The 26,153-nt window shown below is 68.5% G+C and carries 22 protein-coding genes; 2 read left to right on the top strand and 20 right to left on the bottom strand.

The features are described 5' to 3' along the window. Positions 1-40 precede the first annotated feature (40 nt). The 3 genes from OM513_RS06230 to OM513_RS06220 all read right to left on the bottom strand — a co-directional run bounded on the left by OM513_RS06230 (position 41) and on the right by OM513_RS06220 (position 3,846). On the bottom strand, positions 41-1,924 hold the full coding sequence (locus OM513_RS06230; RefSeq protein WP_264943285.1) for a nuclear transport factor 2 family protein: 1,884 nt from the start codon (positions 1,922-1,924) through the stop codon (positions 41-43). Further along, entirely contained in the window at positions 1,921-2,931 is a 1,011-nt protein-coding gene (locus tag OM513_RS06225) for an ABC transporter substrate-binding protein (protein ID WP_264943537.1), read from the bottom strand. Before OM513_RS06225 ends, OM513_RS06230 begins: the two co-directional genes overlap by 4 nt. 159 nt (positions 2,932-3,090) lie before the next feature. After that, positions 3,091-3,846, bottom strand: coding sequence for an HpcH/HpaI aldolase family protein (locus OM513_RS06220; RefSeq protein WP_264943284.1), 756 nt, complete (start codon positions 3,844-3,846; stop codon positions 3,091-3,093). 175 nt (positions 3,847-4,021) lie between these two features. Between OM513_RS06220 and OM513_RS06215 the strand changes: the two genes are divergently transcribed. Then, positions 4,022-4,480 carry a nuclear transport factor 2 family protein gene (locus tag OM513_RS06215; RefSeq protein WP_264943283.1) on the top strand — a complete coding sequence of 153 codons (459 nt, stop codon included), beginning with the start codon at positions 4,022-4,024 and terminating at the stop codon, positions 4,478-4,480. A gap of 73 nt (positions 4,481-4,553) precedes the next feature. On the opposite strand, the gene OM513_RS06210 is transcribed toward OM513_RS06215, so the two are convergent. The 11 genes from OM513_RS06210 to ccoN all read right to left on the bottom strand — a co-directional run bounded on the left by OM513_RS06210 (position 4,554) and on the right by ccoN (position 14,482). Beyond that, positions 4,554-6,023, bottom strand: a complete 1,470-nt coding sequence (locus tag OM513_RS06210) for an aldehyde dehydrogenase (RefSeq protein WP_264943282.1) — start codon at positions 6,021-6,023, stop codon at positions 4,554-4,556. A gap of 126 nt (positions 6,024-6,149) precedes the next feature. Next, positions 6,150-6,620: a MarR family winged helix-turn-helix transcriptional regulator gene (locus OM513_RS06205; protein ID WP_264943281.1), complete on the bottom strand. Its 471-nt coding sequence runs from the start codon at positions 6,618-6,620 to the stop codon at positions 6,150-6,152. Between the two features lie 97 nt (positions 6,621-6,717). Further along, entirely contained in the window at positions 6,718-6,942 is a 225-nt protein-coding gene (locus tag OM513_RS06200; protein WP_264943280.1) for a hypothetical protein, read from the bottom strand. Next, positions 6,935-7,090 carry a cbb3-type cytochrome oxidase assembly protein CcoS gene (ccoS, locus tag OM513_RS06195; RefSeq protein WP_264943279.1) on the bottom strand — a complete coding sequence of 52 codons (156 nt, stop codon included), beginning with the start codon at positions 7,088-7,090 and terminating at the stop codon, positions 6,935-6,937. The genes OM513_RS06200 and ccoS overlap by 8 nt, the downstream gene beginning before the upstream one ends. After that, positions 7,087-9,186 carry a heavy metal translocating P-type ATPase gene (locus OM513_RS06190; protein WP_264943278.1) on the bottom strand — a complete coding sequence of 700 codons (2,100 nt, stop codon included), beginning with the start codon at positions 9,184-9,186 and terminating at the stop codon, positions 7,087-7,089. Before OM513_RS06190 ends, ccoS begins: the two co-directional genes overlap by 4 nt. After that, positions 9,183-9,638 (bottom strand): FixH family protein, encoded by a 456-nt coding sequence (locus tag OM513_RS06185; protein ID WP_264943277.1) that lies wholly within the window; start codon positions 9,636-9,638, stop codon positions 9,183-9,185. Before OM513_RS06185 ends, OM513_RS06190 begins: the two co-directional genes overlap by 4 nt. Continuing rightward, positions 9,635-11,089, bottom strand: a complete 1,455-nt coding sequence (gene ccoG / locus OM513_RS06180; RefSeq protein ID WP_264943276.1) for a cytochrome c oxidase accessory protein CcoG — start codon at positions 11,087-11,089, stop codon at positions 9,635-9,637. The genes OM513_RS06185 and ccoG overlap by 4 nt, the downstream gene beginning before the upstream one ends. Continuing rightward, a complete protein-coding gene (gene ccoP, locus OM513_RS06175) occupies positions 11,089-11,967 on the bottom strand; it encodes a cytochrome-c oxidase, cbb3-type subunit III (protein ID WP_264943275.1) in 879 nt (292 codons plus the stop codon). Before ccoP ends, ccoG begins: the two co-directional genes overlap by 1 nt. After that, the gene (locus OM513_RS06170) at positions 11,964-12,128 is read right to left on the bottom strand and encodes a cbb3-type cytochrome c oxidase subunit 3 (RefSeq protein WP_264943274.1); all 165 of its coding nucleotides are present in this window, start codon (positions 12,126-12,128) and stop codon (positions 11,964-11,966) included. The genes ccoP and OM513_RS06170 overlap by 4 nt, the downstream gene beginning before the upstream one ends. Then, a complete protein-coding gene (ccoO, locus tag OM513_RS06165) occupies positions 12,125-12,859 on the bottom strand; it encodes a cytochrome-c oxidase, cbb3-type subunit II (RefSeq protein WP_264943273.1) in 735 nt (244 codons plus the stop codon). The genes OM513_RS06170 and ccoO overlap by 4 nt, the downstream gene beginning before the upstream one ends. A gap of 12 nt (positions 12,860-12,871) precedes the next feature. Next, positions 12,872-14,482: a cytochrome-c oxidase, cbb3-type subunit I gene (gene ccoN / locus OM513_RS06160; RefSeq protein ID WP_380916279.1), complete on the bottom strand. Its 1,611-nt coding sequence runs from the start codon at positions 14,480-14,482 to the stop codon at positions 12,872-12,874. Positions 14,483-14,901: 419 nt separating this feature from the next. Here ccoN and OM513_RS06155 point away from each other — a divergent pair, with 419 nt between their 5' ends. Then, the gene (locus OM513_RS06155) at positions 14,902-16,548 is read left to right on the top strand and encodes an MFS transporter (RefSeq protein WP_264943271.1); all 1,647 of its coding nucleotides are present in this window, start codon (positions 14,902-14,904) and stop codon (positions 16,546-16,548) included. Between the two features lie 121 nt (positions 16,549-16,669). On the opposite strand, the gene OM513_RS06150 is transcribed toward OM513_RS06155, so the two are convergent. The 6 genes from OM513_RS06150 to OM513_RS06125 form a co-directional block, all read right to left on the bottom strand. Next, on the bottom strand, positions 16,670-18,469 hold the full coding sequence (locus OM513_RS06150; protein WP_264943270.1) for a nuclear transport factor 2 family protein: 1,800 nt from the start codon (positions 18,467-18,469) through the stop codon (positions 16,670-16,672). 4 nt (positions 18,470-18,473) lie between these two features. Continuing rightward, entirely contained in the window at positions 18,474-19,628 is a 1,155-nt protein-coding gene (locus OM513_RS06145) for a sialidase family protein (protein WP_264943269.1), read from the bottom strand. Positions 19,629-19,774: 146 nt separating this feature from the next. Beyond that, positions 19,775-20,698: an amidohydrolase family protein gene (locus tag OM513_RS06140; protein WP_264943268.1), complete on the bottom strand. Its 924-nt coding sequence runs from the start codon at positions 20,696-20,698 to the stop codon at positions 19,775-19,777. Positions 20,699-20,796: 98 nt separating this feature from the next. Then, entirely contained in the window at positions 20,797-23,400 is a 2,604-nt protein-coding gene (locus tag OM513_RS06135) for a TonB-dependent receptor (protein ID WP_264943267.1), read from the bottom strand. Between the two features lie 385 nt (positions 23,401-23,785). Beyond that, positions 23,786-24,943, bottom strand: coding sequence for a sialidase family protein (locus OM513_RS06130; protein WP_264943266.1), 1,158 nt, complete (start codon positions 24,941-24,943; stop codon positions 23,786-23,788). Between the two features lie 4 nt (positions 24,944-24,947). Next, the gene (locus OM513_RS06125; RefSeq protein WP_264943265.1) at positions 24,948-26,099 is read right to left on the bottom strand and encodes a sialidase family protein; all 1,152 of its coding nucleotides are present in this window, start codon (positions 26,097-26,099) and stop codon (positions 24,948-24,950) included. Positions 26,100-26,153 lie beyond the last annotated feature (54 nt).

The raw sequence follows: 26,153 nt of genomic DNA, 5'->3' as shown, positions 1-26,153 counted from the left end.
GAAAGGTCAGTTGCGTGCAAGGCCGGGTCTCCTGCGCATCTCAGCTCCGCCGCCCGTCCGACCAGCCGAGCAGCAGCGCGGGCGCGCGGCCGCTGACCGGATTGCGGAAGTGGAAGCCCATCGGCGCGATTTCGGGAAAGGGTGCGAACTGGACGCCGCGCAGCGGGGCGTCCGGGGGATATTTGGCCACGGCCTCCGGCGTCGGCGCGAAACGGCGGCTGGAGCCCGGCTCGATCGCCGCCCATCCGCCGGTATAGCTGGCGAGCCAGACGTAATCGAGATCCATGCCGTGGATCCGCCACACGCCGTTCTCGCGCGTCACCTGGTTCTCGTAGATGCCGGAGATGTAGGAACCGTCGCCGTCGCGCTGGCTGTTGAACTGGAACAGCCGGAGGCGGATGTTCACCCGCGCGCCGTCTTCGGAGATGCTGACGAAGGGCTGCGTCTTCTGGTGGATCGCCAGGAATCCGGGCGACCGGCCCTTGTTGCCGTACCGGCTGAACAGCGATCCGCGCACCCGCTCGCGGCCGACATAGGTACCGATATAGGAAAGCTCCTTCCAGCCATCGGCGGCGAAAAGGTCGGCGGTGTCGTCCCAGCGATATTCGTCGATGTAATAGCCATAGGCGTTGGACACATTTTCGGCGCCGTCGAACGCCTCGGCGAAGTCCAGGTCGCGGCGGATCGCGTTCCAGTCGGGCGCGCGCGCGGGCTTCGCCGGCGGGGCGAGCCGGGGCGCCAGAGCGGCGCGCGGTCCGGCGGCGGCCGGATAGGCCGCGCTGCCGGGAAGCTCCGGCAGGTCCTTCGCCCAGCCCGCGGCATAGTCCGCGCGCATCCGCGGGGTGCGCTTCATCGCCGCTATCCGCCAGACGCCGTCGCGCTTCTCGAACCGGTTGTCATAGATCGCTACCGACCAGAAGCTCTTGCCGCGATGCTGCCCCGTCTGGCCGATCTCGATGCCGCGCACCCGGGCGGAGCGCCCGTCCGCCGCGACGGTAACCACCGGCACTAGCTGGGGCCGGTCGTTCAGCTCGCCCTCGGCCAGCCCGGATGCGCCCAGGCTGGCGCGGATCGCCGCGCGCCCGCGCATCACCGCGCCGCCATCCTCCAGAACGCCATCGGGCGCGAACAGATCGGCCACATCGTCCCACAGCTTGCGATCGGTGTAGAAGCCATAGGCGGCCTGGAGGTTCTGCACATGGGTGGCGGCGGCAAGCACCTCCGCGTCGCCGGCCAGCCGGGCCAGGCGGCGCGACGCGCTGCCCTGTACCGCCGCCGCGATGCCCGCGGGAATGGGCGTGCCCGCGCCATCGGGCGTGTAGTGATAGGGCACCAGCGGCACCTCCGCCGCCACATTGCGCCAGCCAGGCTGATAGGGGCCGGCGAACTGGGGGTGATAGCGCAGCGCCTTGATCTTCCAGGCGCCGTCCTCGACGACATAGTCGTTCTCGTGGATGCCGCCCGCCCAATCGGCGCGCGCGCCATGCTCACCGGTCATCGCGACCTCGTGCCAGCGGCCTTTGGCGCTCCGGCAATCCGGCGCGAGCGTGATCACGGGGCTGAGGAACAGGCGCACGTTTAGCCTGCCCGGCGCCAGGTGCTTGGCGCCGCCGCCCATCGTCTCGACGATCCAGGCGTGGATCGCCGCGCGCCCCTTCACCACCGCCGGGGGCACCGACAGCTCGGCATCCTCGGCCACCAGCGCGGCCATCTCGGCCCATTGCCCGGCTTCCGCGAACTGCGCCCAGGCGTGCTGGAGCCGCTTCACCTCGCGCACCGCCCGGATCCCCGCCGCCCTGCCCTCCAGCGCGGCGAGCTCCGCGGCCGAAGGGGGCGACGGAGCGGGCTCCGCCGCGCGCAGCACCGCTCCCGGTCCCGCGACGAGCGCAGCCGTTCCGGCAAGGAGCAGCGTGCGGCGGTTCACTTCGCCATCGCCTCCTTGTAGACGCTGGTGTCGATCAGCTTGGCCAGTTCCTCGCGGCTGCGCGGGGTGCGCTTGTCCTGGATCGCCAGCCACTTCTCCTCCTCGACCAGCACGTCGAGCAGATCGGGGACGAGCATCGCGGGATAGCGCTGGTGCTTCCACGAACGCTTGGCCTGTTCGGGCGTGTGGCCGCCATATTTGACCAGCAGGCCCTGCGCCTCGGCGGGATCGCTGCGCAGCGCGGCCGAAGCCTGGATCACCGCGCGGACGAAGGCGACGATCTTCTTGCGCTCCTCCGGATTGTCGAGGTTCGCCTGGATGGTGTTGAGGCCGAAGATTTCGCGATAGATGCCCTTGCCGGGGAAGACGATCGCATCATCGCCCAGCAGCGCCTCTGCGTCCGCGCTCATCGGTTCCCAGATGGCGATCGCGTCGACCCGGCCCTCCGCCAGCGCCTTGGGCATGTCGCCCAGCGGCGAAACCGGCACCAGCGTCACGTCCGCCTCGGTCAGACCGGCCGACTTGAGCATGTTGTGGAGGAAATAGCCCGCGGAGGTGGGCGGCACGGTTGCGATCCGCTTGCCCTTCAGGTCGGCGACGCTCTTGATCCCCGCCGACTTGCGGCCGACGATGCCATAGATCCCCTCCGACACGGTGAGGATCACGCGCAGGTCCGGCCGCTTGAGCGAATAGCGCAGGATCTGCGTCTCCGCATGCGTCGCCACATCGGCCACGCCGGGCGATCCGTATCCCGGGATCGGCTCGGCACCGAGCAGGTTCGGGATGCCGCCCATCTTCACCGTCGCCGGGCCGGGATAGAATTTCTCCGCCGCCAGCAGCACCGGCGCGATCTCGAATGTCTGGATGTTGCCGTGGACCGATACCGGGGGCATCGGCGCGGCGGCGGGCGTTTCGACCCGCGACTGCGAACCGGCGCAGCCCGCGGCGGCCAGCCCGGCCGCGGCGATTACGAACATGCGGCGATAATCGCCCAGCAATTTCAGCATATGCACCCTGGCAGCCTCCCCGCGGCGGATGGCCGCCGTCACTTCTTCGGGGTCTGGCTAGACAGGGCCGCCGGGTGCGGCAATTCAAATGGGGGGCGATTGCCCCGCAGATAAAACTTTGCTTCCGATAGGGTCAACGCAAGGGCCGGACCCGCCGGTTCAGCCCCGCGCCTCCGCCACCGCGCCCGCCGCCGCGCGGCCGAACAGAGTCGCGTCGTTGCTGACCATCACCAGCGAAAAGCCCATGTCGAGGTAGATGCGCGCCTCCTCCGGCGTGCCCGCCGCGGCACCCGAGAGGATGCCGGCCGAACGCGCCATCTGCGCCACGCCGGCGGACAGCGCGCGCACCTCCGGATCGGACGCGGGCCGCCCGCTCGACAGGAACAGGTCGCCATGACCGATGAAGATGCCGTTGACGTGCGGCAGCGCGGCGAACTCGGCCGCGCGCTGGAGCGAGTCCCAGTCCTCCAACTGGATCATCCGCACGCATTGCCCGTTGCCGTGGCGCAGATAATCCTCGACGGGCTTCAGCCCCCAGCGCCCCGCGCGCGAGGTGGAACCCAGCCCGCGCGTCCCTTCCGGCGCGAACACCATCGCGCGGGTGATCTCCCGGGCTTCCGAAATCGAGGTCACGCGCGGCACCAGCAGCCCGTCGGCGCCGCCGTCCAGGATGCGCTGCACCTCGGTCTCGCTGCGATCGGGCAGGCGGACGAGCGCGCCCATTCCCATTTTCTGCGCCGCGAACACCAGCCGGTAGACCAGGTCGCCGGGGTGCGGCGCATGCTCCATGTCGATCACCACGAAATCGAACCCGGCATGGCCCAGCAGCTCGACCGTCTCGAACGAGGGGATCTTGACCCAGGTGCCCAGCAGCCCCCGCCCGGCGCCCGCCGCCCGCGAAAAGAAACCTTCCATCCTGCTCCCGTCCTTTCGAAGCCGTGCGCCCGCACGCGCAGCCGCAGCGATAGGATTAGCCGCGCGGACGGGCTTGCCCAAACCGGAACCCGCGCTTGCCCCGCCCGCTTGACTCCGCCGGGCTGCGGGATCACATCGACATAATAACAATTGATACGGTTCCTGAGGAGAGACGATGCGCCCGACCCACGTGATCCTTGCCGCCGCCCTCGCCTGTGCCGCCAGCCCTGCGCTCGCCGCCGTGCCCGACGCGGAATGCACGCTCACGCCCAAGGAGGTCGTGACGAAGTTCGTGACCGAATTCTACGTCGGCAAGAAGGTGCGCCAGGCGTTCGAGACCTGGGTCGATCCCGGCTATATCCAGCACAATCCGATGGCCGCCTCCGGCCGCGACGCCGCGATCCGCTTCCTGGAGCCGTTCTTCGCCAACAACCCGGATATCAGATACGAGATCAAGCGCATCATCGCCGACGGCAACCTGGTGGCGGTCCACACCCATGGCCGCTTCTCGAACGAGGATCGCGGCATCGCCGTGGTCGATATCCTGCGCGTCGAGGGCTGCAAGGTGATGGAGCATTGGGACGTGGTGCAGCCCGTTCCCGAAAAGGCCGCCAACGAAAACGGCATGTTCTGAGCCCTGCGCTTCGAAGGCATGAAGGTCCTGCTCCCGGACGGCAACGCCGGGATCGGCCCGGCGGCGGCGCTGCTCAAAGCGCCGCCGGTTCCGCGTCCAGCAGGATCGTCTTGCTCTCCAGATAGGCCAGCATACCCTCGATCCCGCCCTCGCGTCCGAAGCCGGAGGACTTGAACCCGCCGAAGGGCAGCGCGAAATCCAGCCGCATGCCATTCTGGCCGATGCCGCCCGTGCGCATGCGGCGCGCGACGCGATAGGCCGCGTCGGCATCGGTGGTGAGCACCGATCCGGACAGGCCATAGGCCGAATCGTTCGCCACCCGGATCGCGTCTTCCTCATCCTCCACCGGGATCAGGCTGAGCACCGGTCCGAAGATCTCCTCCTGTGCGATGCGGCTGCTGTTGGAGACATTGGCGAACAGCGTCGGCTCGATGAAATAGCCGCGGTTGAGATGCTTGGGGCGGCCGCCGCCGGTCACCAGGTCGGCGGTCTTCCTGCCCTCCTCGATGAACATCTCGATCCGTTCGAGCTGGCGCTTCATCGCCACCGGGCCGAGCTGGCTGGCGGGATCGTCCGAATGGCCGATCACCACCTTCTCCATCTCCTCCTTGATCGCCTGGGCCAGCGCATCGTGGCGATGGCGCGAGACGAGCACCCGGCTGAGCATCGCGCAAATCTGGCCGCTCATCATCACGATCGTGCCGGTCAGCAGCTTGGCGGCCGCGTCGATCGGGAAATCATCGCGCACGATCGCGGCGGACTTGCCGCCCAGTTCCGTCGTACAGCGCGCCAGCCGCTCGCCGCACACGCTGGCGATGCGGCGCCCGGCGGCGGTGGAGCCGGTGAAGCTCACCTTGTCGACGCCCGGGTTCTGGACCAGATGGTCGCTGGCGTCGCGATGACCGCAAACCAGGTTCAACGCGCCCGCGGGAACCCCCGCCGCCTCGGCCGCCTCGGCGATGATATAGGCTTCCAGCGGGGTTTCGGGCGATGGCTTCATCACCACCGTGCAGCCCGCGGCGAGCGCATAGGCCGCCTTGGCGAGCATGATGCCATAAGGCGCGTTCCACGGCGCGATCGTGGCGGCGACGCCGCACGGCTCATAGGCGAGCACGGCCGTATGGGCGACGGCGCTGGGACGTATCTGCTCGAACTCGAAATCGCCGGCCAGACGCAGGATCGTGCGCATGTTCGCGGTGCCGCCGGCCTGCATCGGCACGGAGAAGCTGGCGAGCCCGCCGATCTGCGCGGTCCATGCACGCGCGATCTCCGCATTGCGCGCCTCCAGCACGTCCGCCATGCGCGCCAGCACGGCGAGCCGCCCGGCCTTGGACGTGCGCGGCCAGGGGCCGTTGTCGAAGGCGTCGCGCGCGGCCGCGACCGCCGCATCCATGTCCGCCTCATCGGCCTCCGCCACAGCGCCGACCACTTGCTCGGTGTCGGGCGATATCAGCTCGATCATCCGGCCCGAATGCGGCGCCCGCCACTCGCCGCCGATCCACACCTTGTCCGGGTGCCGCACGTCCACGCCTTCGGGCTTCATCGCTCTCCGTCCCCTTGGGAATCGTCCGATCCGATTGTTATACTAATTCGTATACAGAAACCGCACAAGCCGGGGCGGCCTGGGTTTCATCGCGATGGCCGCCGGCGGGCGCGACGCAGGGGAAATTCAGGCGGCGCGGGGCGGCGAAGGCCAGTCCGCGATGCGCCGGTCGAGATGTTGAAGCGTCGCATCGAACCGCGCCCGATCCGCGGCGGAAAGATCACCGAGGAGGAAATCGGACAGGCTGGCGATGCGCGCCTCAGTCTCGCGGAACCTGTCCCAGCCTGCCTGGGTGAGCTGGTGTGGCTTGCGGCGGCGGTTGCGGGTATCGGCGACGGGCTCTACGAGCCCCAGCTTCTGCAAAGCATCAAGCGAGCGGCTGACGTTCATCGGCAGCATGCCGATCCGGTCGGCCAGCTCGAAACCGGCCATGGCGCCTTCGCCGCCCAGCGCCATCAGGATGCGAAGATCGTTGGGGGCGATCCCGATCGGGATCGATGCGCCGTCGCGGATCGGCTTCTGGATCAGCGAGGCCACCTTCAGCAGCCGCATCAGCGCAGACATCTCGCCCGGCCTTTCGCCGCCGTTTTGCTTCATCCCGTCCTCCGGACCCATGCGCATAGCGGTGCCGCGCCCGCAAAGCCAAGGGGCAAAGGCAGCAGGCCCGCCGGTTCGCGGGAGCAGGACGGGCGGTTCAGCCGGGGCGCTTCTTGCCGCGGCCGGGCTGGCAGATGGCGTGGCAGGCGACAGGGCATGGCTGTTTGCCGTGCCCGTCCTGCCCATCGCCTCCGCCGACCGGCACCTCGACGCTGCCGCCGTTGCACAACGGCATGCGGATCGTCCGCTCCGCCCCCAGCACCGGGGCAGGCAGCGCCAGCAGCAGCGCGGGCGCGATGCGGATCAGCGACCGCCTATTCATCGGCCGGGCCGGTATCGTCGATCAGGATGCGCAGCGCCGATCCGTCCGGATCCTCGAACTGGCCCGATTGCAGCGCCCACAGGAACGCCGCCAGCCCGGCGAAGCCGAGCAGCAGCGCGATGGGGATCAGGAACAGCAACCCGTTCATCGCGCGCACCTCCGCAGCCTGAGCGCATTGGCCACCACCACCAGCGACGAGCCGGACATCGCCAGCGCGGCGATCAGCGGCGTCACCAGCCCGCAGATCGCCAGCGGCACGGCGAACAGGTTATAGCCCACCGCCAGCGCGAAATTCTGACGGACGATATTCTGGGTGCGCCGCGCGGCGCGGATCGCGGCCGGCACGGGCAACAGGCTGTCGCCCAGGAACACCAGGTCCGCCGCCGTCTGGCCCACGTCGCTGGCCGATGCCGGCGCGATCGAGACGTGCCCCGCCGCCAGCGCCGGGCCGTCGTTCAGCCCGTCGCCCACCATCAGCACGCGATGGCCCTGGCGATGCAGCCGTTCGATCTCCGCCAGCTTGTCCTCGGGCGTCAGCCGCGCGGTGGCGAACATCCCCAGCGCGTTGGCGACGGTGCGCACCGCCTCCGGCCGGTCGCCCGAAAGGATCGCCGCGTCCAGCCCCAGCGCGCGGATCTCCGCCACCGCCGCTTCCGCATCGGGGCGGACGGGATCGGCAAAGCTCAGCACGCGCGGCGGATTGTTCCCCAGCGCAAAGGCGGTGACGAGCATCGACTGCGCCGCCTCCACCCCGATCCAGCTCGGGCGGCCCAGCAGCGCGGCCTGGCCCCGCCAGCGCCCGGCGACGCCGATGCCGGGAACTTCCTTCAGATCCTCCACCGCGGCGGCGCGCACGCCGCGCTCCTCCAGGGCCTGCGCCAGCGCGCGGGCGATCGGATGGCGGCTCGCCCGCGCCAGCGCCAGCGCGACCTCGGCCTCTTCGCCCTCCAGCCGGCCGGCGTCCTCGGGCACCGGGCGGCCCAGCGTCAGCGTCCCGGTCTTGTCGAAACGCACAACATCGGCCTCGGACAGACGCTCCAGCGCCGATCCGTCCTTCACCAGGATGCCGCGCCGCATCAGCGCGCCCGCCGCAACCACCTGCGCGGCGGGAACGGCCAGGCCCAGCGCGCACGGGCAGGTGATGATCAGCACCGCCACCGCGATCAGCAGCGATTCATGCCAGCCCGCGCCCGCGATCATCCACCCCGCGAAGCTTGACGCCGCCAGCGTGTGGACGGCGGGGGCATAGAGCCGCGCCGCGCGATCGGCGATGCGGACATAGCGCGAGCGCCCCTGCCCCGCCGCCTCCATCATCCGCGCGATATCGGCGATGGTCGTGCCCTCGCCCGCAGCGGTGACGCGCACGGTGATCGGCGCGTCCAGGTTCAGCGTGCCCGCCAGCACCTTGCCGCCCTTGGCCACCGGCTCCGGCCGGCTCTCCCCGGTGATCAGCGACCGGTCCAGACTGGAACTGCCCTCCTCCACCACGCCGTCCGCCGCCAGCCGCTCGCCCGCCGCGACCAGCAGGCGCATGCCCGGCTCGATCGCGTCGGCGGCCAGCCAGCGCGCGGCGCCGTCCGGCAGGATCACCATGCCGCCCGGCGCGGTCTCGCGCAGCAGCGCCTCAGCCCCGCTGCGCGCGCGATCGCGCATCACGCTGTCCAGCCAGCGGCCGACCAGCAGGAAGAACAACAGCATCACCGCGCCGTCGAAATAGGCGTGCGGCCCGCCGGTGATCGTCTCGAACAGGCTGAGCGCGGTGGCCAGGATCACGCCGATCGAGATCGGCACGTCCATGTTGGTGCGGCGGCGGAGCGCGCTCCACGCCGATTTGAAGAAGGGGCGGCCCGAATAGGCGATGGTGGGCATCGCGATCAGCGCTGAAAGCCAGTGGAACAGCTCGCGCGTCACCCCGCCCGCGCCGGACCACACCGACACCGACAGCAGCATGATGTTCATCGACGCAAAGCCCGCCACGGCCACCGCGCGCAGCAGATCGCGCGATTCGCGCCGCTCGATCTCGCCCGCGCGGGCCAGCGGCTGCGCCTCGAACCCGATCGCCTCGATCGCCTTGCGCAGCGCCTCGGGCGTCAGATCCTCGTCATGGTCCACCAGCACGCGGCGGGTGGTGAAGTTCACGCGGGCGCGGCGCACGCCCGGCATCGGCGCCAGCTCGCGCTCGATCTTCGCGATGCAGCCGGCGCAGCGGATGCCGGGGACGCTCAGCTCGCTGTGGACGGTCATGCCGCCACGTCGCGCAGATAGTCGGCGGCGCGGCCGTCGCGCTCGATGCGGATGCGCACCCGCCAGCGCCCGGCGGGCAGCCGCGTGGCGGCGACGAAGCGGCCGGGCTCCGCCTCATTGAACGCGAGCGGGATATCCGCCGCGCGGCCCAGCGGGTGCATCGCCACCGCGGTCACGCGCGCGCCGGTCAGCGGCGCGGTGGCCGATTGCGCACCGATCACCAGCCGCCCGTCGATGGCCTCCGCCTCGGCCTTCCAGCCCAGCTTCTGCTGCGCGTCGGCCTCGGCCAGCCAGGTGTTGAACTGCTGGCTGGCGACATAGCTGTTCTTGACCACCGTGCCGCCGAAGGTGCGCGCCGCCAGTGTCGCCATCGCGACGTTCACGGCGATCACCACGCCGAAGAACCCAACCATGCACGCCAGCATGTGCCAGCCGGTGAAGCGGCGCGTCATTGTCCATCCTCCGGGCGATCGAACCGCGTTTCCTCGCGGTCGGTGTTGGGCGTGTCGTCGCGGCTTTCGACGCGGAAGGCGAAGTCGGCCGGTGCAGGGCCGGATCGCGGCGCGCTGACGTAGATGCGGCGCTTGGTCACCTGGTCCGCGCCGACGGTGAATTCCATCACCTGCGCGGCCTTGTCCTCGCTCTCCAGCGAATCCCACATGCGCGCGCCGGGCAGGCCTTCGATGCTGATCCGCACCGGGCGCTCGCGCGTCTCCATGTTGCGGACCTTGACGGTGTAGGCATTGCGCACCTCGCCGCTCGAAAGCTGGACGTAGAGCGGGTTGCGCTCCTGGCCCACCGACAGATCGAGCCGGGTGCGCGCGCCCAGCGAGGCGAGCATCGCCACGCCCACCGCGACCCACAGGCCGAAATAGATCAGCGTGCGCGAACGCAGCAGCGTGCGCTTGATCGGGACCGGAGCCCCGCCCTTGCGCTCCACCTCGCAGTCCTCGAACGTCGCATAGTCGATCAGGCCGCGCGGACGGCCGATCTTGGCCATCATCTCGTCGCAGGCGTCGATGCACAGCGCGCAGGTGATGCAGGCGAGCTGCGGCCCGTTGCGGATGTCGATGCCGGTGGGGCACACCGCGACGCAGGCGTTGCAATCGATGCAGTCGCCGGTCTTCTGGCCCTCGACGCGCTTCAGGCCATGGCTGCGCGGCTCGCCGCGCCAGTCCTTGTAGGTCACCGTCAGCGAACGCTCGTCGAGCATCGCCGACTGGATGCGCGGCCACGGGCACATATAGATGCACACCTGCTCGCGCATCCACCCGCCGAAGATATAGGTGGTGGCCGTGAGCACGCCGATCGTGCTGTAGGCGATCGGCGCCGCCTGGCCGGTAACCAGATCGCGCAGCAGCGTGGGCGCGTCGGCGAAATAGAAGATCCAGGCGCCGCCTGTCAGCACGCCGACCGTCAGCCATGCGGCATGCTTGGTCACGCGCTTGGCCACCTTGCCCACGCTCAGCGGCGCCTGCTTCAGGCGAATCTGGGCGTTGCGGTCACCGTCGATGAAGCGCTCGATATGGAGGAACAGGTCGGTCCACACCGTCTGGGGGCAGGCATAGCCGCACCAGGCGCGGCCCACCGTGGCGGTGAGCAGGAACAGGCCGATCCCGGCCATGACGAGCAGGCCCGCGACGTAATAGAATTCGTGCGGCCAAATCTCGATCGAGAAGAAGTAGAAGCGGCGGTTGGCCAGATCGACCAGCACCGCCTGGTCCGGAGCATAGGGTCCGCGATCCCAGCGGACCCAGGGCGTGACATAGTAGATCGTCAGCGTGACCGCCATGACGATCCACTTCAGACGGCGGAAGAAGCCGTCCACCGCGCGCGGGAAGACGTCGGGGCGGCGGGCATACAGCCCGCCGCCCTTGCCCGTCCGGTCCTTGTGGCTGGACATCATTCGCCGCCGCCCAATTGGTGGACATAGGCCGCCAGCATCTTGACGGTGACCGGGTCCAGACGGCCTTCCCACGACGGCATCACGCCGGCGCGCGCGTTGGTGACCGTCTGGGTCAGCGCGTCGCGGCTGCCGCCATAGAGCCAGATCGGATCGGTCAGGTTCGGCGCGCCGAACTGGCGGCCGCCCTTGGCGTCGTTGCCGTGGCACGCCGCGCAGTTGGCGGCGAACAGCGCCTTGCCGCGCGCGGCCGACTGGCTCGGCTTCTCCTGCTTGGAGAGGTAGCGGACATAGGACACGACGTCGTCGATCTGCACCGGCGTCAACAGTTGGTCGCGGCCGAACGCGGGCATCTGGGACACGCGCGTCAGGTCGTCGCCGGGCTGGCGGATGCCATGGCGGATCGTCTGGTAGACGGTCTTGATGTCGCCGCCCCACAGCCAGTCGTCATCGTTCAGGTTGGGGTAGCCGGGGCTGCCCGCCGCGCCCGAACCATGGCACTGGACGCAATTGACCTTGAACGCCGCGCGTCCGCCCTCCACCGCCGCGCGCATCAGCGGCGAATTGGGGTCGATCGCCTCGATCGGCGTTTCGGCCAGCGCCTTGTTGGTGGCGGCGCGGCCGGCCTCGGCGGCGGCCATCTCCTTGTCCAGCGCGCCCCGGCTGGTCCAGCCGAAGGTGCCGGCCGTCGCGTTCTCCACCAGCGGGATCGCCGGATAGACCACGCAATAGCCGATCGCGAAGACGATGCAGGCATAGAAGGTCCACAGCCACCACCGCGGCAGCGGCGTGTTCAGCTCGCGGATGCCATCCCATTCATGGTTCTTGATCTCGCTGCCGGTGGCGGGATCGATGGCCTTGGTTTCTTCGTCGCTCATTTCCCCGGTTCCTCGTCACGCAGCACCACGGTGCGCGCATGTTCGTACTCGTCGCGGGCGGAGGGGCGCAGCGCGCGTCCCACGGCGAACAGGAAGACGCCGAACAGGAAGACCAGCCCCCAACTGTCGGCGAAGTGGCGTGCCACGTCATAGGCGCTCATCGTGCCTGCTCCTTCGGCGCGGCCTTGCTGGTATCGACCAGCGTGCCCAGCATCTGAAGATAGGCGACCAGCGCATCCATCTCGGTCACCCGCTCCGGATTGCCGTCGAAATCGCGCGCCTGTGCCTTGGGATAGCGTGCGATCAGGTCCGCCGCATCCGCCCCGGGCGTCGCCTGGGTGCGCACGTCTTCGTCGGCCTTGGCGACATCGGCGTCGGTATAGGGCACGCCCACCCGGCGCAGCGCCGTCAGATCGCCGCCGAAGCCCTTGGTGCGCAGCTCGCGATCGGCCAGGAAGCTGTATCCGGGCATGATCGATTCCGGCACCACGGAACGCGGGTCCTTCAGGTGCTGCACGTGCCATTCGTCCGAATAGCGGCCGCCGACGCGCGCCAGATCAGGCCCGGTGCGCTTCGACCCCCATTGGAACGGATGGTCGTACATGCTCTCGGCCGCCAGGCTGTAGTGGCCATAGCGTTCGACCTCGTCCCGGAAGGGACGGATCATCTGGCTGTGGCAGTTGTAGCAGCCCTCGCGGATATAGATGTTGCGGCCCGCCTGCTCGAGCGGGGTGTAGGGACGGACGCCCTTCACCTTCTCGATGGTCGAGTCGATCCAGAAGAGCGGCGCGATCTCGACGATGCCGCCGATCGCCACCGTGATCAGGCCGAGCACCATCAGCAGCGTGACGTTGCGCTCGATCTTGCCGTGGTCAAAGAACTTGCTTGCCATTTTTTCGCGTCCTTATGCGGCAGCCGGAACGAGCGGCTTGTCTGCGGCGGGATTATAGGTGGCGTCGTGCATCGGCGCCTCCTCGCGGACCTTGCCCTTGATGGTCATCCAGATGTTCCAGACCATGAACAGGCTGCCGAGCAAGTAGAGCAGGCCGCCCGCGGCGCGGATGAGGTAGTAGGGATGCATCGCAGCCACGACCTCGGCGAAGGAATAGACCAGGTAACCGTCCTGACCATATTCGCGCCACATCAGGCCCTGCATGATGCCCGCGACCCACATCGCCGACGCATAGAGGACGATGCCCGCGGTCGCGCACCAGAAGTGCCAGTTGATCATCCGCAGCGAATAGAGCCGCTCGCGCTTCCACAGCTTCGGCGTCATGAAATAGACCGCCGCGAAGCTGATCATGCCGACCCAGCCCAGCGCGCCCGAATGCACGTGGCCGATGGTCCAGTCGGTATAGTGGCTCAGCGAGTTGACGCTCTTGATCGACATCAGCGGTCCTTCGAAGGTGCTCATGCCGTAGAAGGCGAGCGCCAGGACCTGCATGCGAATGATCGGATCGGTGCGGATCTTGTCCCATGCGCCGGAGAGCGTCATCAGGCCGTTGATCATGCCGCCCCAGCTCGGCATCCACAGCATCACCGAGAACACCATGCCCAGCGTCTGCGCCCAATCGGGCAGCGCAGTATAGTGGAGGTGGTGCGGACCCGCCCAGATGTAGAGGAAGATCAGCGACCAGAAGTGAACGATCGACAGGCGATAGCTGTAGACCGGGCGCTCGGCCTGCTTCGGCACGAAGTAATACATCATGCCCAGGAAGCCCGCGGTGAGGAAGAAGCCGACCGCGTTGTGGCCGTACCACCATTGCGTCAGCGCGTCCTGCACGCCCGCGAAGGCGGAATAGCTCTTGGTACCGAAGATGGTGACCGGCATCGACAGGTTGTTGACCAGGTGCAGCATTGCCACGGTGACGATGAAGGCCAGGTAGAACCAGTTGGCGACATAGATGTGCGGCTCATGCCGCTTCACCAGCGTGCCGACGAAGACCGCCAGATAGGCGACCCAGACGACCGTCAGCCAGATGTCGACATACCATTCGGGCTCGGCATATTCCTTGCCCTCGGTTACGCCCAGGACATAGCCGGTGGCCGCCAGCACGATGAAGAGCTGGTATCCCCAGAAGACGAAGCGCGCGATGCCCGGGAAGGCGAGCCGCGCACGACAGGTGCGCTGGACGACGTAGAAGCTCGTCGCGATCAGCGCATTGCCGCCGAACGCGAAGATCACCGCCGAGGTGTGCAGCGGCCGCAGGCGCCCGAAGCTGCTGTACTCCAGCCCCAGGTTCAGCGCCGGAAAGGCGAGCTGCAAGGCGATGTAGAGCCCGACCAGGAAGCCCACGACGCCCCAGAAGACCGTGGCAATGGTGCCCCAGCGGATGACGTCGTCGTCATACTCGCCGGGCTTGGGCGCGGCCGGTGCGTCACCGGCGCTCCGCATCGAGAGGAAGGCCGCAAGGAAACCCGCGGCGGCGAAGATCGCGGCATGCACCGCGAAGGCAGGATCCACCGTCACCGCCGCGGCGAACACCGCAAGGATGGCGAGGGAAAGCCAGGTCATGCTCCTGGCAACATATGCGTCCATTCGATGGGCCCCCTGGCTCGTCGTGCGCTTGCAAAAATTGGGTGAGGTTCGCGGGAAAGCGTCCGCCAAGATGGACCGCTCCCCAGCGCTCCTCGCCCGGGCCGCTCTTGGAACCGGGGGGCTGGGCCGGGTATACGTAATGGTCCGAACCGGGTATCAAGCGGAGTGGCCGCCCGCGCAGAATCAAGGCCTTAGGAACGCGAGGTCCGTCGGGCGCACGGCCCGGCTGCGGCCTGCGCGGGGCAACGGCGCCGCGATCATGCAGCATGCCTGCGCCGCCCGGCGTGGCCGCGGCGGGCACCGCGGTACGCGAAGCCCGCGGAAGCGGCCCAAAAAACATGCCGGAAGGCGCTTTTCGCTTCCCCTGGCAGCCGGGTTGCCGCATCGGGGAGCGCATGGCTCCAGCGTCGCATGCGCCAGATTCCGGCGCAGTCCCGTCGCCCTTATCGATCCCGATCTTCCGCGCGGTATGGGCGGCGAACCTGGCCGCCAACCTGGGCGGGATGATCCAGTCGGTCGGTGCCGCATGGACGATGGTGGCGCTGGCCGGATCGCCCCAGCTCGTCGCGCTGGTGCCGGTGTCGATATCGCTGCCGATCGTACTGCTGGCGCTGCTGTCCGGCGCGGTGGCGGACAATTTCAACCGGCGCCACGTGATGCTGGCGGCGCAGGGATTCCTGTTCTGCGTCTCGATCGGGCTGGCGCTCTGTTCGTGGTTCGGGCTGCTCTCGCCCTGGCTGCTGCTGGGCTTCACCTTCCTGGTCGGCTGCGGCACCGCGCTCAACAGCCCGTCGTGGCACACCTCGGTGAGCGAGATGGTGCCGCGCGCGGCGCTGCATTCGGCGGTGGCGCTCAACAGCATGGCGTTCAACATCGCGCGCACGCTGGGGCCGGCGATCGGCGGCGTGATCGTCGCCACGCTGGGCGCGACGGCGGCGTTCCTGGTCAACGCGGTCAGCTATTTCTGGCTGGCGGCGGTGCTGTTGCGCTGGCGCCCCGCCACGCCGGAGCGGACCACCCCGCGCGAGCCGATCCGCGCCGCGATGGCGGCGGGCGTGCGCTATGTCGCGATGTCGCCGCACCTCACCATGGTGCTGGGCCGCACGCTGCTGTTCGGCAGCGGGCTGGCCGGGGTATCGGCGCTGCTGCCGGTGATCGCGCGCGACCTGATGGGCGGCGGCCCTTCCACCTTCGGCATGATGCTGGGCGCGTTCGGGCTGGGCGCGGTGGGCGGCGCGGCGGCCAGCGGCAGGCTGCGGCGGCGCTTCTCGAACGAGACGATCGTGCGCCTCGCCTCGCTCGCGCTGGTGCTGTCCACGGCGGCGGTGGGGGTCAGCCGCAACATGGTGTTCACCCTGCCCGCGCTGATGCTGGGCGGGGCGAGCTGGCTGCTGGCGCTTTCCACCTTCAACGCGACGATGCAGCTCGCCGCGCCCCGCTGGGTCGTCGCGCGGGCGCTGTCAGTCTATCAGATGTGCGCGTTCGGCGGGCTGGCCGCCGGAAGCTGGGGCTTCGGATGGGTGGCCGAGCACCATGGCATCGTCACCGCGATCTTCGCCGCGGCGGGCTGGCAGGCGGTCAGCGCGCTCGTGGGGCTGCGCATGCCACTGCCCAAGGTGGACGACCTGAACCTCGATCCGCTGCGCGACTGGCGCGAGCCGGAGACGTCGGTGCCGGTCGAGCCGCGCAGCGGGCCGGTGGTGGTGCTGATCGAATACCGGATCGCCCCCGGCGACGTGCCCGCGTTCCTGGCGGCGATGAGCGAACGCCGCCGGGTCCGCCGCCGCGACGGCGCCTATGGCTGGTCGCTGCTCCACGACCTGAGCGACGCGGAGCTGTGGCTGGAGCGCTATCATGTGCCGACCTGGGTGGACTATGTGCGCCACAACCAGCGCCGCACCCATGCCGACGCCGCCAATTTCGCGCGCATCCTGGAATATCACCGCGGCGAGGAACGCCCCCGCGTCCGCCGCATGCTGGAGGTGGAAACCGGCCCCCCGCCCCGCGACACAGGCCCGCACGAGCTGCCGGGGACGGTTTAGACGGGCTCCTTTTACCTCGCCGAAACGGCGGCACCCACGGCAAGGACGCGGCCGCCCCGGCTCCACGGGAGTCTGCGTTCAGCCGGACAAGGAACCCAACTCAGGCTTGCGGCGCGATGCTCTAAAACCGCCCGTCGCTCCAGTGGAAGCGCAACGCGGGTTCGCGGCCGCTCACCGGATTGGCATAGTGGAAGCCCAGCGGCCCGATGTCCGGATAAGGCGCCACCGGCAGCCCGCGCAGCGGGCCGTCCGGCCGGGGCTCGAACGCCGCGATCGCCTCCGGCGTGGGCGAGAATTTATATGCCAGCCCCGGCTCCACCCCGGCCGGGCCGGTGCGATAGTTGGAGAGGACGATATATTCCAGGTCCATCCCATGGATGCGCCAGATGCCGTCCTCGATCACCGCCTGCTCCTCATAGAGCCCCGCGATCGTGCTGCCCTCTCCCTCCCAGGCGCTGTTCACCTGGAACATCTTCAGCCGGATCTGCGCGCGCTGGCCGTCTGGCGAGACGCTGACATAGGGCTGGGTCTTCTGGTGGATCGGCAGGAAGGTCGGGCGGCGGCCGTTGCGGCCATAGCGGCCGACCAGCGAATCGCGGATGCGCTCGCGGCCGATATAGGTGCCGATGAAGGACAGCTCCTTCCACCCGTCGCGCGCGAACAGCTCCGCGCTCTCGTCCCAATGCGCCTCGTCGAGGAAATAGCCATAGGCGCAGGCGACATTCTCCGCCCCGTCGAACGCCTTGCCCACCGCCAGCGCGGTGCGCGCCGCATCAAGCACCGGGTCCGCCACCGGCAACGCCGCGGGCGCCGGATCGCGCACCGGATGAGCAAAGCCGATCGCCGGCCCGCGCGCCTCCGGATATCCGGCCACGCCGCCCGCCAACGGCTCCAGCCCGTCCGCCCAGCCCAGCGCATAATCGGCACGCAGGCGCGGCGTGAGCTTCAGCGCGGCGAAGCGCCATACACCCCCCGCCTTCGCCAGCCGCGCCTCGGCGATCCGGATGCCCCAGAAGCCCCGCCCGCCGTGATCGGCGAGCATCTGCAACTCGATCGCGCGCAGCTCCGCGCTGGTCCCATCCTTCGCGATGGTGACCACCGGCATCAACTGGAGGTGATCGAAGAACTCGCCGTGCCGCAGACCGGCGGGGCCAAAGAGCTCCAGCCCGGCGCGGATCGCCGCGGGGCCGCTCCAGGCCCCCTCGCCCGCCACCTCCAACATGCCGTCGGCGTCGAACAGATCGGCGATGTCGTCCCACATCTTGCGGTCGCAATATTGGCCATAGGCGGCCTGGAGGTTCTGGATCAGCCCCTCGTCCACCAGCCGCTGTGCCCGCGCGGCCAGCGCGGCGGGATCGGAACCGTCGTCCAGGCCCGGCTCCGGCGGCACTGGAATTCCGGCGCTGTCCGGCGTGAAGTGGAATGGCACCAGCGGCACCGCGTCGGAGACATTGTTCCAGCCCTCGGCGTAATCGCCCGCATATTGCGGATGATAGCGGAGCGCCGCGATCTTCCACGCGCCCTCCTCCAGCACATAGAGGTTCTCGTGGATGCCGCCGGACCAGCGCGCGGTGGCGCCGTCGCGTCCGGTCATCGCCACCTCGTGCCAGCGTCCCTGGGCGCTCAGCCCATCCGCCGCGATCGAGACGACCGGCGACATCATCAGCCGGACGTTGAGCACGCCCGGCCCGGGCGCTGCATCGCCCTGCCCCATGGTTTCGCCGAGCAGCGCCAGGATCGCATCGCGCCCCTGCGCCTCGGCGGGCGGCAGCACCAGCCGGCCGTCGCGCGCGAACAGCTCCGCCAGCGCGGCCAGATCGCCCGCCTCGGCATAATGGCCCCAGACGTGCTGGAGCCGCTTCACCGCGCGCACTGCCTCGGCGTTGGCCAGGTCGGCCGCCAGCTCCGCCCAGCCGCTCATGCGCTCAATCGATCGAGAAGAAGCTGCGCGCGATGTGCCGCACGCCGCCATTGGCCTGCACCGGATCGTGCTTCGAGTTGAAGTAGTAGATCACGCCTACGCGCCCGTCGTCGGTGGCCCAGGCGTTGGGATAGCCCAGGTCCCAGCTTCCGCCATCGTCGCGCACCACGATCTCCGGACCCCAGGTCTTGCCCTGGTCCTCGCTCACCACCGCGCGCAGGCCATAGGGGCGCACGCGATAGCCATAGACCACCACCAGCCGCCCGTCCGGCATCTGCACCAGGCTGCCCGGCGCGCCGAAATCGTTGACGCGCGACAGGAAGCCCCAGGTCTGGCCGCCGTCGTCGCTGTAATAGACCTCGCTCCACATCACGCCGGTGGGATCGCGCTGGCAGCGCATCATGCACAGGATGCGGCCGTTGGGCAGCATCTGCCCGCGCGGATAGAACCAGCGGTGCCCGCCGAAGCGATAGGTGCAGTTCCAGTTGCCGTCCGCGGCGCCATAGGGGTCCTGCTTGGGCGTGACGAACGACATGAAGCGGAACTCGGACCCGTCGTCCAGGCTGCCATAGACCAGCGGGCGCCGGTTCCACCCGTCCTCGCTCACCTCCGTCAGGAACAGCAGCACGCGACCGTCCGGCCGCACCATCGACGAGTTGATCGCGGAGAGCGAGAAGAGCCCGTCCAGCGGCAGCTCCGCCGGCGGCGTCCAGCTATGCCCCGCGTCCTTGGAGATGCGGATGAACGAGCGGCTTTCCGGCTTGCCGAATTCCCAGCTCCCGTTGGCGACGATGGTGTCGGCGTCCAGGAAATCGAACGGGCCATATTCGGCCAGGTTCTTCGGCTCCCCCTCCTTCGGCGCGGTGAGGCGCGGATAGAGATCATAGACCGGATCGCCCCAGGTCTTGCCGAGGTCGGACGAACGCACCGTCACCATGCGCGTGGCGCGGCCGCCGCGTTCGCCAAGCTGATCGTGGCTGATCTTGGCGGGATCGCCATATTCGGCCTCCATCGCCATGAAGTTCTGCACCAGCTCGCCCGCGCCGGTCTGCCAGAAGCCCATGGTGTGCGGCCAGGCGCAGAACTCGTTCTCGCGGCGATAGACGATGGCGTGATCGGCATCCTTTGCGGGACGCGGCGGGCTGAACTTCTTGATCATCATGTCCTCTGGTTACGCCTGCGCTGCCCCTTCCCGGCGGAGAAGGAGTGGGGGATGTGGAAGCCTCTCCGCAAGCCTTTGCTGCGGGTGGGCAAGGCCACCCCCAGCCCCTTCCCTTTGCGGGAGGGGATCGTTGCGCGCCCGTGTCAACCCGCGGCCGAATAGACCCGCGCGGCGTTGTCGTGGAGGAACTTGCGCGATTCCTCTTCGGTCAGGAAGTCGGCGGCGGCGCGGGCCATCGCCGCCTTTTCGGTATAGTTCCACAACATGCTCTGGCCCACGTCGGAGCCCCACATCAGCCGGTCCGGGCCGAAGCTGTCGACCATGCGGCGAACGATGTGCGCGGGGCGCACGTCCTCGGCCACCAGCCGCTCCATATTGATCTCGGTGATCTTGAAATGGACGTTGGGCACGTCCTCGAACAGCGCGATGGTGGTGTCGATGCCGAAATGCGGCGCCTTGGGCATCACCACTTCCTCGCCCGCCTGCTTGGCCAGCCCGACCTCATATTGGGTCATTCCGAACGGCATGCCGCCGTGATCGAGCAGGATCGGCAGATCGGGGAACTGGCGCGCGATGATCTTGATCAGCGGCAGCAGATAGGGAAGCTGCTTCATGAACAGGATCAGCGTCATCGGCGTGCCCAGATCGGCGCAGGTCTTCCAAACCTCCATCGCGGCGGGCGAGCTGATCCAGGCGGTGTCGAGGATATAGGGCCGCGTGTGCGCCATGCGGAATCCGCGGACGTGGCGGTTCTTCACCATGTCGCGATAGGCGCCCGGCGTCTCCGGATCCTGCGGGTCCAGGATCACCACCGGATGCAGCCGGCCGGGGAAGCGCTGCGCGGAATCCAGGATATAGCTGTTGTCATAGCCATAGAGGTGGCCGCGCTGGACGAGGCAGGCGTCGCTCACATTGTGCGCGTCCATCATCTCGATCAGCGCCTCCACCGTCACGGTGAAGTTGGTGCGCGCGGGCGTCGGCAGATCGGGCCGCAGCGCCTTGGGCTGATATTTGTCCCAATCGTCCGAAATCAGGTGGGCGTGCGTGTCGAACAGCGGCAGATCCATGGCCCTTGGCTTTCCCTTCAAGGTCTTGCGGGTGGCGGCGCACGGGCGCCGCGGGTTGCCCGCCGCGGCTGCCGGTGCAACCGCGGCGCGCGATCAGGTCAGAACTTCTTCGAAAGGCTCAGATACCATTCGCGGGGCGGCGCGGGCTGCCCGTTGAGACCGGCGTTGCCGATGTCCTGGTATACGAAGAGGTTGCGATAGTAGAATTTGTTGAACAGGTTGGTCGCACCCAGCGACAGATCGAAGTCATGTTCTTCGTTGTGATAGGTGATCCGGCCGTTGAAGGTCGAATAGCCGGACTGGTTCGTGTCCTTGCGGGTGACGCTGTAGACCATGCTGCCCTGGTAATACCAGTCGAGGCGCGGCGTGATCGATCCGCCCAGCATCGGCACGGGCAGCTCATACTGGATGCCCGCGCTGGCGGTCCAATCCGGCACGCGCAGCACGCGCTTGTTCGACGTGGCGGGCAGCGCGTCCAGATCCGGCGCGGAGAACTGGCTGTAGCCGAAGCTGCCGTTGATCACGAGGCCGTCCACCGGGCGGATGTCGATCTCGCCCTCCAGGCCTTTCACCTTGCCCGGCGAGTTGAGGTAGAAGGTGCGCGAGATGCAGGTCACGCCGATGCCGGCGGCCGGATTGCGCGCGCCGTCCGTGCCCGCGCTATAGGCGCGGCAGGTGGTCGCGCCGTCCTGCGCCATCGGGATCACGGTGGAGTTGCCGGTCACCGGGGCGCCGGCGTTGTCGAGCCGGGCCTCCTGGCCCGCCACGCTCAGCACGCGCTCCTTATAGTCGATGTAGAAGGCCGCGAAGTTCACCCGCACCTTGCGATCGAAGAAGTCGGTCTTGGCGCCGATCTCATAGCTGACCAGATTCTCGCCCGGGGTCGGGCCGGCCTGGCTGGGCTGCGAGGGGCGGACGTTGAAGCCCGGCAGGCGATATCCGGTCGCCGCCGAGGCATAGACCATCACATCGTCGCTGAACTCGTAGTTGACGCCCAGCTTCCAGTCGAACCGGGTTTCGCCCGGCACGGTCACGAAGCGCGTGCTCTGCGGCTCGTTGGGCACGAACACGGTCGATCCGGGGGGCGTACCGTCAAGCACGTTGTTGAAATCGACCGCCTTCTTGTCGTCCGAATAGCGGCCGCCCAGCGTGAATGACAGGCCATCCAGCGGATGCACGTTCAGGTTGACATAACCCGCCTTGGAGACCGGATCATAGGTCGTGTCCTGATAGCGCTGGGTGCCGTTCTGCATGCCCATCGGCTGGGCGCCGTTGAAGGCGTGGCCGTCATAGTAAAAGAAGCCCGCGACCCAATCGAGCCAGTCCATCTTGCCCGAAAGCCGCACCTCGCCGGTGAAATGGTCTTCCTTGATCCGGTGGAAGATCAGCGTCTCCGAAACCGGCGAGCCGTCGTTGTCGAACGAGAAGCTCAGGTCCATCTTGCGATAGCCGCCGACCAGCGTCAGATCGATGTTGTCGGCGATGCCATAGACGACCTTGGCGGAAACGCCCCAGGTCTTCAGCGGGGAATCGCGCCCGTGATCCAGCCCGCCGCGGAACAGCGAACCGTTGTAATAGGTGTTGCCCGCGATCACCGTGCCCGCCGGGATGGGATCGCGGAACGTGGCATAGGTGGTGAAGGGATCGCCGGTGATGAAGCGCTCGTCATAGCGGAACGCAGGCTGCCCCGCGACCGACCAGCGCGCATAGGCGGTGTCCAGATTGGCCAGGCCCGCCGCGGTCACCTTCGAACGATCGATGGCATAGACATAGTCGGCGGCGATATCGTCCTTGTTGTCGATATAGTCGCCGATGATCGAGACCGACAGGTTCGCCGCCGGCTCCCAATAGAGCTGGCCGCGCACCGCGCGCTGATCCTGCCCGCCCAGATGATCCATCGTGCAATCGTCGACCGATCCCGAGGTCCAGGCCGTCGCCGCGCTGGCGAACGGGAAGCTGCCGGCGAGCTGCGGGGTGCCGCGGCGATACATCTCGCAGGTGAAGTCCAGGATGCGCTGATATCCGGTGCGCTTCTTGGAGAGCATGGTCGCGCCGATCGCCATGTTCTCGGTCAGCGGCACCGAGAAGGAGGCGCGGAAATCGCGGCGGTCATAGCTGCCGACCGTCACCTCGATCTTGGCGCTGGCCTCGTCGAAGCTGGGGCGCTTGCTCACCATGTTGACCGCGCCCGCCAGCGCGTTGCGGCCGAACAGCGTGCCCTGCGGCCCGCGCAGCACCTCGACATGGTCCAGGTCGAGCAGGTCGAAAGACGATCCGAACAGGAACGGATAATAGATGTCGTCGATGTAGAAGGCGACCGCCGGCTCGCCCGACAGCGCCGAGTCATGCTGGCCCACGCCGCGCAGGAAGGCGGTGACCGCCGGGCCATAGGCGCCCTGCGCCTGGCGGAACGATGCGTTGGGAACGATGTTGCCCAGGTCCGCGGTGCTGGTAAGCCCGCGCGTCTCCAGCGTCTCGGCGGTCACCGCGGTGATCGCGATCGGCGTGTCCTGGACGAAGGTGGCCTGGCGCGTCGCGGTGACGACGATCTCGCCGTTGCCGGAGCCGTCCTGGCCGGCGGCGCCGTCCTGCTGCTCCTCGGCGGCAGGTGCGTCCTGCGGCGCGGGAGCCTCCGCCGCCGCCGCCTGGGCCGCGACCAGCGTCGCCAGCGACACGGTGGCCATTGCGAGTTTCTTGATCAAATTCCCCTCCCTCACATTTCTTACGTGCGGTTCTACGATTGGCCGGAAACTAGGAAGGGGCCGGGAAGGCCGCTTGACCGGGACGGCTCAAGAATTTTGCTGAGGGCCCGGCCCGTCCGGATGCCGCGCGGCACCCCGATCCGGCACCGTGCGCGGCGCCTGATCGGTTCGAAATACGGAATATAAAATATTGATTCATAATAATTTTCATAAACCGGGATGCCCCCGCCCGGTTCGGCCATCCGTGCCGGCCCAGCGCATCCGGCCCCGCTTCTGACAGCCCAGGCGGCGCCGCACCACTCAAGAATCGCGGCGTTACGTGCAAGTCCGCGGCGCGGGGCGGGGCGGGACGGCGCGCCGCCCTCCCCGTCGCTGCCGCGCGGCATCAAGGGGTGAACACGGTCCGCGCGATATGGCGGACGCCGCCGTTCATCTGCACCGGATCGCTGGCCAGGTTCATGTAATAGACGGTCAGCAGCCGGTTGGGCGCGATCTCGATCACGCGCGGATAGCCCAGGTCCCAGCTCCCGCCGTCGTCGCGCAGGATCATCTCCGATCCCCAGCTCCGCCCGCCGTCCTCGCTCACCCGGTAACGGATGCCCGACGGCATCAGCCGGTAGCCATAGACGCACACGATCCGCCCGTCCGCCATCTCCACGATGTCGCCGGGCGCACCCCAGTCGTTGACGCGCGACAGGAAAGCCCAGGTACGGCCGCCGTCCAGGCTCTCGTGGATGTCGGTCCAGATCACGTTGCGCGCGTCGCGCTGGTATCGCAGCGACGCCAGCACCCGCCCGTCGCGCAGCACGATCAGGCGGGGATAGAAGTGCGGCAGCGGCGAAAAGGGCGATTTGAGCACATAATAGGGCGACGGCGGCCGCTCCGGCGTCATGAAGCTCAGGAACTGCCAGTCGCTGCCGTCCGTGGTGCCATAGACCAGCGGCCGCGGCGAAAGCGCGTCGGGCGCGTTGGTCTGCAACCCCAGCAGATGCACCCCGTCCGCGCGGGTGGCGTACATCGACGATCCGAAGTGGGTCAGCGATCCGAGCTCGAACTGCGGCAACAGGATCGGCCGCCGCCAGCTCCGCCCGCCATCGGTGGAGGCGCGCAGCCAGGCCTGGGCGTTGCGCGCGAACAGCGCGGGAATGCCCCCGCCCATGATCAGCGTGTCACGGCTGGCGAAGTCGATCGGCGGCAGCCCGGACCAATCGTCCGCGCCGCCGCCGGGCAGGTCCTCCGCCCGGGCGGTGTCCATGTCGAACACCTCGGTCACGCTCGACGGGTCCCAGCTCGCCCCGCCATCGCGCGAGCGGATGGTGACCAGATGCCCCTTCTTGCGCGCGATCTGGCCGTGATCGACATTGTCATAGGCGTCGTAGCTGGTCTGCACCCGCTTGAACCCGGCGACCACGCTGCCGTCGGCGACCTGCCACAGCCCGCAGTAGAACACCCAGCCGCAGAACTGGTTCTCGTTGCGATAGACGATGCCATGCTCGGCGCTGGCATCGTGGCGCGGGCGGGCGAAACGATCGGTGTGCGTCATCGCGTCAGGGTCTCCAGCGCGTCCAGGCGATGTGACGGACGCCGCCGTTCACCTGCACCGGATCGCTTGCCAGGTTCATGTAGTAGATCGCCAGTATCTCGCCCGGCGCGCACTCGATCACGCGCGGATAGCCCAGGTCCCAGCTCCCGCCGTCGCCGCGCAGGATGATCTCCGATCCCCAGGTCCGCCCGCCGTCCTCGCTCACGCGGGCGCGCACCCCCATCGCGGGCGGGACGCGATAGCCGTAGACGCAGACTATCCGTCCGTCGCTCAGCTCCACGATGTCGCCCGGCGATCCCCAGTCGTTGACGCGCGACAGGAAGTCCCAAGTCCGCCCGCCGTCCAGGCTCTCATACACATCGGTCCAGATCGCGTTGCGCGGATCGCGCTGGTAGCGCAGCGTGCTGATCACCCGCCCGTCGCGCAGCACGATCAGCCGGGGATAGAAATGCGGCGCCGGGGCGAACGGCGATCCGCCCGGATAATAGGGCGAGCGCGGCATCTCCGGCGTGACGAAGCTGAGGAAATACCAGTTGTTGCCGTCCGCCGAGCCATAGACCAGCGGGCGCGGCGAGCGGCTGTCGGGCATCATCGTGTTGAGGCCCAGCAGGTGGATGCCGTCCGCCCGCGTGGAATACATCGACGATCCGAAGCCGGAGAGCGCGGGCAGCTCATAGCGCGGCAGGATCGCCGCGGGACGCCACGTCCGCCCGCCGTCGGTGGAGGCACGCATCCAGGCCTGGCCGCCCGGCGCGAATAGGCGCGGCAGCCCGCCCGACATGATCAGCGTGTCGCGGCTGTCGAAATCGAGCGGCGGCAGGCCGGACCAGTCGGCCGCGCCGCCGCCGGGCAGGTCCTTCTCGTCCTGCACGTTCATGTCGATGATCTCGACGAAGCTCTCCGGGTCCCAGCTCCGCCCGTCGGCGGAACGGATCACCCAGATCTTGCCCATGTTGCGCGTCAGCTTGTTGTGATCGACGTCGCCATAGGCGCCATAGTCGCACGGAATGCGCTTGAAGCCCGCCGCGAAGCCCCCGTCGGCGGTCTGCCATAGCCCGCAGTAGAAGGGCCAGCCGCAGAACTCGCCCTCGTTGCGATAGACGATGCCGTGTTCGGCGCTGTCCGCCGGCCGCGGGCGATCGAAACCCTTTGTCACATCCTGCTCCCGCTGCGTCGGCGCGGCGCCCTGCCCGGACTCCGCATCATTGCC

Source organism: Sphingomonas canadensis (assembly GCF_026013525.1).
Lineage (GTDB): Bacteria > Pseudomonadota > Alphaproteobacteria > Sphingomonadales > Sphingomonadaceae > Sphingomonas > Sphingomonas canadensis.
The sequence above is the reverse complement of the archived record's forward strand: the minus strand, read 5'-3'. Positions and strand labels throughout refer to the sequence as shown.

What these genes read in the sequence shown, in the direction of transcription:
- OM513_RS06215 (WP_264943283.1), top strand. Translation starts at nt 4,022, where the DNA reads ATGCGCCCGACCCACGTGATCCTTGCCGCCGCCCTCGCCTGTGCCGCC.
- OM513_RS06210 (WP_264943282.1), bottom strand. Translation starts at nt 6,023, where the DNA reads ATGAAGCCCGAAGGCGTGGACGTGCGGCACCCGGACAAGGTGTGGATC.
- OM513_RS06190 (WP_264943278.1), bottom strand. Translation starts at nt 9,186, where the DNA reads ATGACCGTCCACAGCGAGCTGAGCGTCCCCGGCATCCGCTGCGCCGGC.
- ccoG (WP_264943276.1), bottom strand. Translation starts at nt 11,089, where the DNA reads ATGTCCAGCCACAAGGACCGGACGGGCAAGGGCGGCGGGCTGTATGCC.
- OM513_RS06150 (WP_264943270.1), bottom strand. Translation starts at nt 18,469, where the DNA reads ATGAGCGGCTGGGCGGAGCTGGCGGCCGACCTGGCCAACGCCGAGGCA.
- ccoP (WP_264943275.1), bottom strand. Translation starts at nt 11,967, where the DNA reads ATGAGCGACGAAGAAACCAAGGCCATCGATCCCGCCACCGGCAGCGAG.
- OM513_RS06155 (WP_264943271.1), top strand. Translation starts at nt 14,902, where the DNA reads ATGGCTCCAGCGTCGCATGCGCCAGATTCCGGCGCAGTCCCGTCGCCC.
- OM513_RS06185 (WP_264943277.1), bottom strand. Translation starts at nt 9,638, where the DNA reads ATGACGCGCCGCTTCACCGGCTGGCACATGCTGGCGTGCATGGTTGGG.
- ccoN (WP_380916279.1), bottom strand. Translation starts at nt 14,482, where the DNA reads ATGACCTGGCTTTCCCTCGCCATCCTTGCGGTGTTCGCCGCGGCGGTG.
- OM513_RS06220 (WP_264943284.1), bottom strand. Translation starts at nt 3,846, where the DNA reads ATGGAAGGTTTCTTTTCGCGGGCGGCGGGCGCCGGGCGGGGGCTGCTG.
- OM513_RS06200 (WP_264943280.1), bottom strand. Translation starts at nt 6,942, where the DNA reads ATGAATAGGCGGTCGCTGATCCGCATCGCGCCCGCGCTGCTGCTGGCG.
- OM513_RS06225 (WP_264943537.1), bottom strand. Translation starts at nt 2,931, where the DNA reads ATGCTGAAATTGCTGGGCGATTATCGCCGCATGTTCGTAATCGCCGCG.
- OM513_RS06145 (WP_264943269.1), bottom strand. Translation starts at nt 19,628, where the DNA reads ATGATCAAGAAGTTCAGCCCGCCGCGTCCCGCAAAGGATGCCGATCAC.
- ccoS (WP_264943279.1), bottom strand. Translation starts at nt 7,090, where the DNA reads ATGAACGGGTTGCTGTTCCTGATCCCCATCGCGCTGCTGCTCGGCTTC.
- OM513_RS06130 (WP_264943266.1), bottom strand. Translation starts at nt 24,943, where the DNA reads ATGACGCACACCGATCGTTTCGCCCGCCCGCGCCACGATGCCAGCGCC.
- OM513_RS06205 (WP_264943281.1), bottom strand. Translation starts at nt 6,620, where the DNA reads ATGAAGCAAAACGGCGGCGAAAGGCCGGGCGAGATGTCTGCGCTGATG.
- OM513_RS06140 (WP_264943268.1), bottom strand. Translation starts at nt 20,698, where the DNA reads ATGGATCTGCCGCTGTTCGACACGCACGCCCACCTGATTTCGGACGAT.
- OM513_RS06170 (WP_264943274.1), bottom strand. Translation starts at nt 12,128, where the DNA reads ATGAGCGCCTATGACGTGGCACGCCACTTCGCCGACAGTTGGGGGCTG.
- ccoO (WP_264943273.1), bottom strand. Translation starts at nt 12,859, where the DNA reads ATGGCAAGCAAGTTCTTTGACCACGGCAAGATCGAGCGCAACGTCACG.